The 12064-nt window shown below is 57.8% G+C and carries 4 protein-coding genes and 1 pseudogene; all 5 read right to left on the reverse strand.

What is annotated here, in order from left to right; all coding sequences use genetic code 11:
• Positions 1 to 86: 86 nt before the first annotated feature.
• Positions 87 to 278 (reverse strand): annotated as a pseudogene (locus CF70_RS38770) (hypothetical protein); the annotation flags it as partial.
• 1136 nt (positions 279 to 1414) lie between these two features.
• Complete coding sequence (locus tag CF70_RS09910; protein WP_035863662.1) at positions 1415 to 4225, reverse strand: site-specific DNA-methyltransferase; 2811 nt, start codon at positions 4223 to 4225, stop codon at positions 1415 to 1417.
• A gap of 1 nt (position 4226) precedes the next feature.
• Positions 4227 to 7313, reverse strand: coding sequence for a BPTD_3080 family restriction endonuclease (locus tag CF70_RS09915; protein ID WP_035863665.1), 3087 nt, complete (start codon positions 7311 to 7313; stop codon positions 4227 to 4229).
• A gap of 530 nt (positions 7314 to 7843) precedes the next feature.
• Positions 7844 to 10381, reverse strand: a complete 2538-nt coding sequence (gene gyrB / locus CF70_RS09920) for a DNA topoisomerase (ATP-hydrolyzing) subunit B (protein WP_035863667.1) — start codon at positions 10379 to 10381, stop codon at positions 7844 to 7846.
• Between the two features lie 227 nt (positions 10382 to 10608).
• Positions 10609 to 11733, reverse strand: a complete 1125-nt coding sequence (gene dnaN, locus CF70_RS09925; protein ID WP_035863669.1) for a DNA polymerase III subunit beta — start codon at positions 11731 to 11733, stop codon at positions 10609 to 10611.
• Positions 11734 to 12064 lie beyond the last annotated feature (331 nt).

A 12064-nucleotide genomic window follows, 5' to 3' on the forward strand; every position in this document is an offset into this window, starting at 1 on the left:
CCTAACGCTTGACGAAACACATAGGGGCACCCCCCAAAGTTGCCCCATTATATGCGTGCCGGTACCACTTAGCCGCGTTCGACCTACTGATGCCGGCCCGGGTGCAGGAAGGCGGTCCATTTCTTCCAAGGGAATGCGAGGGCCCGCTCCCGTTCCACCACATCGTTCATGATTCGGAACCGCCGTTGGTCGTCCGGATGGCTGAGCGGATCAGCGCCAGCAAAAGCCGGCTGTGACATTGCCGACGTGCCGCCAGTAGCCAGCTCCAACAAGGCCTCAACCACTCAAGCACCACGGCGCAAAAAATTTGCGAGCAGCCGTCCTAGGCTAACTACGCACTAGTAGAAGCCATATTGGCGCGATCGCATACCGTGGGTTGCGCCTATATGCCCAAATCGATGCGCGGTATCGATCCACTCATCGAAGACCTGACTTCCAACGTCCGTAACCTCAAAACCGAATGATCCATCCCCAGGATATCTGCGAAACCTAATAGCACGATTTGCAACAGGCTCACCTCCAGTTGCTTCAGTAGGCATCCCCAATCGCCAAATGCCAACCCCGAAAGTTGTCTCTTTATGACTAAGTGGCCGACCCGACCAGACCATTGAGTCATTTCGCAGTACTAAATCGCGTCGCTGCGACTTCGGTTCACCGAAGAAGCGAGCGAGCGATTCTGGAAACTCAATTTGATGACGGTGGCCCGGAGGTCCTGAGCCCGCACCCACCTCGCATACGAAGAACTCGGCAGTGGAGATGCTTCCGGGGGCCTCAACGACGGAGCGAAGGAGCGGATTTCCGTCCAGAGTGAGTCGTCGCAGCTTGGCGTATGCCTCGATTAGCTGGCGGCTTACCCGCCTAGACCTCGCCCATGCAGAATCCCACCATGCATTGAAGCTCTTTGTGTCTCTCTTTCTTGATTCTGCCGATATATCGAGTGACGTGGCAAACTCGAAGTTAGAGTGCCCATCCCCAACAGCAGCGCTGGTGAGGTTTGCCGAGCCGGCTTGCAAGAATGTTAATCCACCAAGCCTTGAATCAGCGATCGAGATTACCTTTGGATGAAATACCGGTGAAGCCGAGAAAGTAGCCTCCGTCAGTCTTCCGGAAGGAAGGAATACTCTCACTTCAGAATTTTCCATCCGGCGCAAGATATCAAGCGCAAAGGGCTCCGTAATCGCTTGATGAAGCCCTATTAGAAACTCCTTGCGACAACCAGACCACTTGCCAATGTTCACAAGGCGGTCCTGCATCGCTTGTATTCCACCCACAGTCGCATATGCAAACCCTGCGCGCACCACAGCCTCGCTCGAGCTATTTCTCAAGGCGTTCGATAAATTTTCAAAGAAATAGCTATCTTTTGACGGGTCAATCGGTATTAGATCCATAGGACGCCTGAGTTTTGCGAGAGTTGCTAAACGCGAAAAACCTTCATCACTTCATCCCCTAGATGATTGATTACTTTCACGGCGATGCGGCCAGACCTCGGCCTATCGAATGGTCGTGACAGGTCACTGTTCAAGGTAGCCCAGGCTTCCTCGTTAATCTCTGCCTTCAAGGTCGATTTGAGTGCCTTATAGGGATCATTTGCGCCCAAGAAGTAAGCGTGGCGCACGAAAAAGCTCTCTTCGTTGTAATCGGTATCGATGAACCAACAGGCAATACCCTCCGCGCCATCGCTGCGTACCTCACCGGTATTAGGATGGAAGACATCTACTCCATTGACCTTGACGCGCACCTGGCCATTCCCAACTTCGAGGATGTCGAGGTCCGGCTCGCCGAAGATCACGAACAGGTTGCCCTTGCCGGTGTTCTTCAAGTCTTCGGCCATGTGCAGATCAGCATTCATGCGAGCCTTGAGCACGGGAATGCGGCCGAGCTTGTCGAACTCCGACGAATGTGCGTCGTAGTTGAAGGCGCAAGCGATCAGCACGTCGAAGCCGGCATCGCCGGCCTCGCGTGCCGCGGCAACCAGATCAGGGCGCGAAACAGTGCCGAATTCGGGGCCTATGAAAACGGCAGCTCGTTTTTCCCCAATGCCATCGATGTAGCGGCCATCGGCGCAGACCAGATCACCTGGCCACGGTATCAATGACGTGAAGGCGATCTTGTCTTCCTTATGCGCCTGCTGCACGCCGGCAGTCTTGAGGTTCTCCAGGATAATCTGAACAAAGCTGCGCTCGGTGTCGTACGTGGTCTTGGTCTCCGCCGCGACCTCGATCAACTCGTCATGCTCGTCGACAGCTAACACGCGGTGGGGCGACAGGCTCTCTACTGTGAACGGACCGGCCACGCGCACCTTCTTCTTGTCCTCGTATGGCTTATCGTATAGATAGTCGAACTCGGCCTTGGCTGCGATCGAGGCATCGATCTCCTCCTGACGCGCAATGCGTTCCTGCCACCATTCGGCGTGCAGCTTCAGGGCTTTTTCCCACCGCACACCCCCGCCAGTCCGCTCGGCCGTTGTCTTCGCATCGAGATGCGCTGCCGTCAGCTCACGCGGGAGCTCCCATTCCTGCCATTGTTTTCCAAGGGTGTGATTGAGCTGCTCGCGTAGAGATTCGAGCCGTTGTTGATACTTTTCCCAGATGACGTCGATCTCAGTATTGTTTGCGATTGCCTTTAGCGTAATGTGAGGAACGCGCTCATAGACAAAACCTTGGCGCACGTTGCCATGCGTCGGCACATTGGAAGGAGCAGTCCGTGTAACGTCGGCCTCTTTGATTTGCCCATCGCGACTGTCGGCAAGGAGATAGTATGGATAGCGCGCCCCCATAATACGTGCACGGGCCAGTGCGAGCGCTACGCGAGACGTATCAATGGTGATCCATCGACGACCCCATTGCTCTGCCACATACGCAGTTGTTCCAGAACCGCAGGTGGGGTCAAGGACAAGGTCGCCAGGATCACTGGTCATCAAGACACACCGCTGGATCGCCAGTTCGGAAGTCTGGACAACATATGTCTTTTCGGAGGCCGCAAACGTATCTGCCCAAATGTCAGTGATTGCCTCGCTTGGAGCATCATCAAAGAAGTAGCGCCATCGCAAGCTTGTTGTTAGCGGCTGCAATCGACCCGCCTTGTATAGACGCTCCATGCCAGTTTTGTGAGTCTTCCAGCTCTTTCCCCTCGGCGAAGTGAAGAGTTTCCCGTCCACTGTGAAGTCATATGTGCAAGACGGTGTGTAGCCGGAGGAGCCTAGATTCTGCGCAGTGAAGAAGCGGGCATCTGAAGCTTCCTTTGCATGCGATCGTCCAACGACGATCCCGTTGCCAATCAATGCGGAGCTAAACTCTGGATGAGATTCCAGTGATTTCGCGATTCGCGCCTGCCGAAACTTCATCTGATCGTGGCTCTTCGCATACCAAAGAATAAAATCGGTGGTACGCGCAAGATCAGAGACCATGAGCGGACTTTTTACGCGCACGGTAATCTGAGCGACGAAGTTCACATCCCCAAACACCTCGTCCAACACTGCGCGGACACGATGCACGTTCTCATCTCCAATCTGCACAAAGATCGAGCCTGAATCACTCAGCAAATCTCGGGCCACTGTAAGCCTGTCACGCAGGTAGGTCAGGTATGAGTGGATTCCATCACGCCATGTGTCTCGAAATGCCTTCACCTGCTCCGGCTCGCGGGTAATGTGATCAGCATTACCGTCCTTCACATCACGGCTGGTCGTGCTCCATTGGAAATTACTGTTGAATTTAATGCCGTACGGAGGGTCGAAGTAGATGCATTGCACCTTGCCACGTAGGCCTTCGCGCTCGGCCAGCGATGCCATTACCGCCAGGCTGTCGCCCAGAATCATTCGGTTGGCCCAGTGGGCATCGTGTTGATAAAATTCGGTCTTGGCGTCATCACTGGGCAGGCCGTTAAAATCGGCAAACAGATCCACCTGCGCGGGGCGCGACTCTTTCACTTCGCGGTGTCGTTCTGACTCTTTCCGCAAGTTGTCCACCAGCACTTTGGGGTGAACCTTCTCCTGAATGTAAAGCGGCGGCGCGTGCACTACCAGGTCCGACCAGTCCTGTTCGTCCTTGCCTCGCCAGACTAGTTGCGGATCAAGGTCTCGGTTGCGGCGCTCGTACTCCACACGGATAGGCTTCTGCTCGTCCCGAGCCATCACCGACTGATACTCGGCCGTCGGGATGTTCTTGCGTTTCGCGTCATCGTGCGTCAGCGTCTCGACGGTCAGCTGGGTATTTTTGTTTGTAGCCATATTAGTTGCTCTGCTGCCCTAATTGGGCCTTCGCCGACGCGGTCACCGCCTCGATCATCTTGTTGAACGCACCTTCGACCTTCTTCGCGAAATCGTGCTGCATCTGATAGACCTCAGTGAACTCCGCGAAAGCCCAGCGCCCGTAGAGCCCCAAATTGTTGACACCCGGCACCCAGTAGGCATCCATCGTAGCCTTCTTCTCTTTGGCATCTTCGCGTCGGTAGCCCTTAATCTCGACGACAAGATGAAGCAGGTCATCCCCACCGCGACCGTCATCCAAGAGCACGATAAAGTCCGGCCGATATTGGCGCGTTTCGGAGCCATATCGGTATGGCACTTCAAAGCCTAAGTTGTGGTTCTTAACATAGGACTTCACGAGCGGATGCGCTTCAGCTACGCGGCAAAATTCGGCCTCCCAGTCGCTGTCCAGAATCACCCAGTTGAGCTGACAGCGCTGAGCGCTGGCCTCCCAACGCTCGGTCTTCGAGGTGTTGAAGTTGACGTTAGCCGAGCTACCCGTCGGATTGTAGGGGTCGAGCACCGCCGTTATGGGTCGGCTGCCGACCAGCGCTCGCGTGATGCCAGCGTTGATGCGTTCGCTTGCCATGGCGGCGAGCATCTTGTATTTGAGCTGAGCAGGATAGGTGCCGCCTTTGCAGACCAGATAGCCATCGAGCCACTGCCGGGCGATGCGCTTGAGCTGACCGAACAGGTGCAGCTGCGGCTCACCGTCGGCGTCGCGCCATTTGCTAAGCAACAGGTGCGAGGTGAGCTCATAGACCACCTGCGAAGGACGGACATCGCCGATGTGAGCCAAATTCAAATCCACTGTTTCGCCGATGATCCCAGAATTGCGTGTCTCAGTCGCGCCTACCAGGTCAGGCGTGAGTTCAAGCACTGAGTCGGCGTTGAATTCTGCCGTGAGTCGCTCTTCTGGCAGCTCGGCACGGTATCCCTGTATGCGCGGGAATCGGATCTCCAGGGGATCGCGGTCTGGTCGCACGGCCTTGACCTGGATAGTCTCTCGAGGCTTCTGCGGCGGCGCCACCACCGGCTTGGCGTTGAAGTCGAAGGGTATGCCTAACACGTCGGCATACTCGACATTGAAGAGGCCCTCTTCGTTAAGCTCGTAGGATTGCCGGCGAAGCGCTCGGCCGATAACTTGTTCGCATAGCAGTTGGGTGCCAAAGGCGCGCACGCCCAGCACATGCGTGACAGTGTTGGTGTCCCAGCCCTCGGTGAGCATCGATACGGAGACCACGCAGCGAATGGAATCGCCCAGCCGTCCAACCTTACCAACCGTGTTCATTACTTCGCGCAGTAGGTCCTGGTCGGTGATGTTCTGACCGGCTTGCGAATCACCTGTGCGCTCGACGATCTCTCGACGAAAACGCTCGATTTCGTCGGCTGCCATGCCCCGGAAGCCGTCGTCCAGCGCTTCGCCGGACTCGAGTTGTTCGCTGTCAATCAGCAAAGTACGCGGCCTGCCAAGCGGATTACCGTGTTCGTCGTGGTTGCGGAACAGCGGCAGTCTGCCGAACTCGAGCTGAGTCGTACCATCCTTGTTCTGGCGTTGGAATCCTGAGATATAGTCATAGACTAGCTTTGACGCCGAGGTGTTGTTGCAGACAACAATGAAGCACGGAGGGACGGAGATTTTCTCCTCGGCCCAAAGGGAAAATGTTTTCTCGTAGTGACCATACAGCGCTTCAAGCGCGGTCTGCAATTGTGTCGGCAAGTCGAGTGGGCTTAGCCCTTCGGCTTTGCCCCTGCCCTTTTTTGGCATTTTTGCTCGAATGTGCTCCCACAGGTTGCGGAACATCGGCATCTCAGCACCAGGGATGTTGTCGGCCACCGGCACGCGCGGCAGCTTCACGATGCCGCACTCGATAGCATCCATCAGCGAGAAGTCGCTCAAGGTCCATGGAAACAGCGTACCTTCTGCGTAGCCCGATCCGCGCAAAAAGAACGGCGTGGCCGAGAGGTCGAGTACTCGGGAAATGCCGAGCTTGCGATTGACAGCTTCCAGGCCAGAGATCCACAAGCGCGCTGCCTCGTTGTTCTCTTCTGCTTCTTTCCTGTCGTCGCCTTTGAGATCGTCATCCGCGGTTGCAGCGCCAGGTTTCTCACGGTAGCAATGGTGCGCTTCGTCGTTGATGACAAGGATATTGCTCATGCCCATCAGATCGGGCATTACACGCTGCAGCATCTGGCCTTCACTTTCCAGTGTGTTCAGCGCATCGCCGCCGCGCCCCTGAAGCAGCAACCGGCCGCCTTTGGACAAATCCATGCGTTCGCGCAGCTTGAAGGCGTGGTAATTGGTGATGACAATCTTGGCGCGCTCCAGATCGCTCAACATGTCGTATGGCACCAGCTCTCGGCTAGCGTAGTAGCTATCCGGATCGTGGGGCTGTAAAACGCGCAGGCGATCGCGGATGGTCAGGCCCGGTGCAACGAGAAGGAAACCACGCGTGAACCTCTTGCTTCCTGGTCGGCGGACGGCATTGATCGTCTGCCACGCGATTAGCATGGCCATCACCGTCGTTTTGCCTGCGCCGGTGGCTAGCTTTAAGGCCAGGCGCATCAACTCTGGATTGGCGTCGTTGTTTGCGCTGGCGAGATGGTCGATGAAAGTCTTACCGGCCTTTCCGATCTGCGGAGCCACCTCTACTAACCAAATTGCAGTTTCGACGGCCTCTACCTGGCAGAAGAACGGCCGCACACCGTTGAATTTGTGATGTCGCCAGTGCTGGAGCAGGCGTGCAGTTTCGGGCGTAACACGCCAATCATTTTGATTGGGCAGCATACGCCACTTGTCCACCTCGTGCCGCACAGCATTGATGATGGCAGTGTGATCGTATTGTTGCTCCCGGGTCGAGAGTCCATTGCCCTCGTCGAAGAGCAGTGATTCCTGCTTCGCCGATCCTTTTTGCTTCTTCGGCTTAGGTATAGGCGTGATGAACTCCGCCCTGCGCCGGCTGGCAATGATCTGCTGAGTAGGTTGCCCATTTGCGTCCAGCTCCCAGTGGCGGAATGGATACTCGTAGGGCGAATTAAGAATTGGCTTTTCGAAAAACTGGTTGTTCATGTTTGACTGGGAGCGGCAGTTGGGTGCGACCCGGCTATTTGGCGCGGCCCGGGCGCTAGATGATAACCGAAGCGCATCCCGCGCCCACTTGCGGCTCTGGTCCACCGGTTGGGCCGCAAGCGGACGCGCTACCAAACCACCTGTCTCACCCACAGTTGCTGAGTGAGGGAAGGTTGTGCAATCAACAGAAAAAAAATACTTACCTAGGTGTAAACCCTACAAATAGTCACGTATCACGCGATCTCCTAGATCGCAGGTGCGGCCGCCGTACTCCGCGTGCCGGGTCTTGCCATCGCCCCCTTCTTGTGCACATTCCCAAGGGAAAGACGCGGAACATCGTCTATTCCGTCAGGAATGTCCTGTTGCGCGACTCCAAGGGTGGTGCGCCGAATGCCGCCTCCTCCACCTGAATTGCGAAGACCTGCTCTATGTATCGAAAGACGATTGAGAGCTATCAACGAAAAAGACCCATAAGTTTCTCAACTCATGGGTCCATTTTTCTCAGGTTATGTGCCTATCTACAGGCAGCATCAAACATCAATATTCCGAGCCACCAACGCATTGGACTCAATAAAATTCCTACGCGGCTCAACCTCATCCCCCATCAGCGTAGTAAAAATCTGATCCGCCGCAATAGCATCCTCAATCTGCACCTTCAGCAGTCGGCGCTGGGTGACATCCAAAGTAGTCTCAAACAACTGCTCAGGATTCATCTCCCCCAGCCCCTTATACCGCTGACGAGTAACCCCACGCTCAGCCTCAGACAACAACCACTGCATAGCAGCATGGAAGTCATTCACCGTCTGATCCCGCATCTTCTCACCCTCGCCACGGCGCACCTTGGTGCCTTCCGCAATCAACCCCTGGAAGGTCTTGGCAGCCAGCGACAGCGCAGCGTAATCAGCGCCGTGCACAAAATCCGCATCCAGGTGAGACAACCGCACATTGCCATGATGCCGGCGAGCAATCATCAAACGATGCTTGTCCGTCTTCTCATCAAACTGCGCATAGACATCTGCCGTGCCGTCGTCATTCACGGCGGCGCCCAGCAGGGTCTTGGCGTGCATTTCCGACAGCTTGGCCTTCAGCGCGGTGGCTGAGGCTTCAGCGGCGGCGGCGCTGTCCAGGTCCAGCTCGATGCCGTCGGCAATGGCGCGCAGGGCGTCGCTGTCCACGATGCGGGCCAGGCGGCCAATCACGGCTTCGGCCAGTTGGTACTGGCGGGCCAGTTCGGTCAGGGCGTCGCCGGCGACTTCGCTGCCGTCGGGGTTGACCAGGGCGGCCTTTTCCATGGCCAGGCGCAGCAGGTAGGCGTTGAGCTCGTTGTCGTCCTTGATATAGCGCTCTTCCTTGCCGTGCTTGATCTTGTACAGCGGCGGTTGGGCGATATACACGTGGCCGCGCTCGATGATGTCGGGCATCTGGCGGTAGAAGAACGTGAGCAGCAGCGTGCGGATGTGGGAGCCGTCCACGTCCGCGTCGGTCATGATGATGATGCGGTGGTAGCGCAGCTTGTCGAGGTTGTAGTCGTCCTTGCCGATGCCGGTGCCCAGCGCCGTGATCAGCGTGAGCACTTCCTGGCTGGAGAGCATCTTGTCGAAGCGGGCGCGTTCCACGTTCAGGATCTTGCCCTTGAGCGGCAGGATGGCCTGGAACTTCCGGTCGCGGCCTTGCTTGGCGGAGCCGCCTGCGGAGTCACCCTCCACCAGGAAGAGTTCGGACTGGGCGGGATCCTTCTCCTGGCAGTCGGCGAGCTTGCCGGGCAGGCCCATGCCGTCGAGCACGCCTTTGCGGCGGGTCATTTCGCGGGCCTTGCGGGCGGCTTCGCGGGCGCGGGCGGCGTCCACGATCTTGCCGCAGATGATCTTGGCGTCTACCGGGGTTTCGAGCAGGAAGTCGCCGAGTGCCTTGGCGACGAGTTCTTCCACGGGCAGGCGCACTTCGGACGAGACGAGCTTGTCCTTGGTCTGCGAGCTGAACTTGGGCTCGGGCACCTTCACGGACAGTACGCAGGCGAGGCCTTCGCGCATGTCGTCGCCGGTGGTTTCTACCTTGGCCTTTTTGGCGATCTCGTTTTCTTCGATGTACTTGTTCATCACGCGCGTCATCGCGGCGCGCAACCCGGTGAGGTGGGTGCCGCCGTCACGCTGCGGGATGTTGTTGGTGAAGCAGAGTACTTGTTCGTTGTAGCCGTCGTTCCACTGCATGGACACTTCTACGGCGATGCCGTCTTTTTCGGTGTTGGCGTAGAAGATGTTGGGGTGCAGGACGCTTTTGCCGCGGTTGATGTATTCAACGAAGCCTTTGACGCCGCCGGAGAAGGCGAAGTCTTCTTCCTTGCCGGTGCGCTGGTCGGTCAGGCGGATGTGCACGCCGTTGTTCAGGAACGAGAGCTCGCGGATGCGCTTGGAAAGGATCTCGTAGTGGAACTCGACGTTGGTGAAGATTTCTTCGTCCGCGAGGAAGTGGACTTCGGTGCCGCGCTTGTCGGTGGGGCCGATGACGCGCATCGGCGAGACTTCCACCGGCTGGCCGTCGGGGCCGGCCACGGTTTCCACCAGGCGGTTTTGCACGGCGCCCTGGGCGAACTCGAGCAGGTGGGCCTGGCCGTCGCGGCGCACGGTCAGGCGCAGCCACTTGGAGAGTGCGTTGACACAGGACACGCCCACGCCGTGCAGGCCGCCGGAGACCTTGTAGCTGTTCTGGTTGAACTTGCCGCCGGCGTGCAGCTCGGTCATGGCGATTTCGGCCGCGCTGCGCTTGGGTTCGTGCTTGTCGTCGAACTTGACGAGCGGGGGAATGCCGCGGCCGTTGTCGGTGATGGAGATCGAGTTGTCGCTGTGGATGGTGACGGTGATTTCCGTGCACCAGCCGGCCAGGGCTTCGTCGATGGAGTTGTCCAGTACTTCAAATACGAGGTGGTGCAGGCCGGTGCCGTCGGACGTGTCGCCGATGTACATGCCCGGACGCTTGCGCACCGCCTCCAGGCCTTCCAGGATCTGGATCGAGCCTGCGCCGTAGCTGTCTTGCTGTTGCGGTTGCGATTGCGGTTGTTGCTCTTCGGTCATGTTCTCTTACTCACGGCGAATGCGGCGATCTCTCGTCACGCCCGGATGGGCGCGCCCGGATCGGGCCGCATAGCGGGTTACATAAAAACGGCAAAAGGGGCGGATCTCGACGATCCGGCCCCTGGTGCGGCGGGTCTTGCGCGGGCCCCTTGGGGCGGGTGCGCAAGCCGTGGTGTGCCGTTAGATGCTCCGGTTTTGCGTATCTTGTGGTCCTTGTTACCGGCTCATCAAATGCGCATCGGCATGACGACGTACTTGAAGTTGTCGTCTTCCGGCACGGTGATCAGCGCGCTCGAATTGGAGTCGCCGAGGCTGACCTGGACTTGCTCGCTCTTGAGGTTGGCGAGCACGTCCAGCAAATAGGTGACGTTGAACCCGATGTCGAGCGCGTCGCCCGAGTAATCAAGTTCGAGCTCTTCCTGCGCTTCTTCCTGGTCGGCGTTGGTGGAGCTGATCTTGAGTACGTGCGTATCCAGGATGCAGCGCACGCCCTTGAACTTGTCGGTGGTCAGGATGGCGGTGCGTTGCAGGGCTTGCTGCAGCTTGACGCGGTCGATCGCGAAGGCGTTCTTGTAGCCCTTGGGGATCACGCGCTGGAAGTCCGGGAACTTGCCTTCGACCAGCTTGGAGATCAGCTCGATGTTGGCGAAGGTGAACTTGACCTGGTTGGCGGCCAGTTGCACTTGCACGGGATCATCGTTGTCTTCCAGCAGGCGTTGCAGCTCAAGGATGGTCTTGCGCGGGATGATCACTTCCTGGCGCGACGGTGCGCCTTCGCTACTCGTGGCTTCGGTGTCCAGTTCCACGCCGCAATACGCCAGGCGGTGACCGTCGGTGGCGACTGCCATGACCTTCTTGCCGTCCACCACCAGCAGCATGCCGTTGAGGTAGTAGCGGATGTCTTGCTGGGCCATGGCGAAATGGACCATGGCGAGCAGGTGCTTGAAGGTCTTTTGCGGCAGGCTGACCGAGGCGCCGAATTCGCTGGCTTCCGCTACCGTGGGGAATTCCTCGGCGGCCAGGGTCTGCAGCGCGAAACGGCTCTTGCCGGACTGCACGGTCATGCGCTTGTCGTTGAGCGACAGGGCGACTTCGCCGTCGGGCATGGCGCGCAGGATGTCGAGCAGCTTGCGGGCGGCCACGGTGGTGGCTACGTTGTCGCTGCCCACTCCGCATTCGGCGTGCGTGGTGATCTGGATCTCGATGTCGGTCGAGAGGAAGGATACGTTGGACCCGGACTTGCGAATCAGCAGGTTGGCCAGGATCGGGAGTGTGTGGCGGCGCTCCACGATGCCGCTCACGATTTGCAGCGGACGCAGCAGATTGTCTCGCGAGGTTTTGACCAATTGCATTGAATTTATCCTTCGTCGTTTGTAGTAAGCGACCGCGGGTGCGTTTTGGGGTGCAAATTGCTTTGCACTAACTCGTATGCATTACCAAATTTACTTTGGAATCAACAAGTTAATTCGCCATTGTACCAAGGATAAGCCGCTGCGGTGAAGCGGGAGAAGCGCGGCCGGAGGGAAAATTGTGCATCACAAAGCACAATTCAGATCTTGTTCGGCGGCTGGCGACTTTTGTCGCTGGCCACCCCCTCCGCCCGCTCGTCCCGACTCACCGCAAAGCCTTAGCCCAGGCCGTTTCATGGCAATGTTCCGGCAATGCCCCGGCGATGCTTCCGAT

This window comes from Cupriavidus sp. SK-3 (assembly GCF_000611145.1).
Lineage (GTDB): Bacteria > Pseudomonadota > Gammaproteobacteria > Burkholderiales > Burkholderiaceae > Cupriavidus.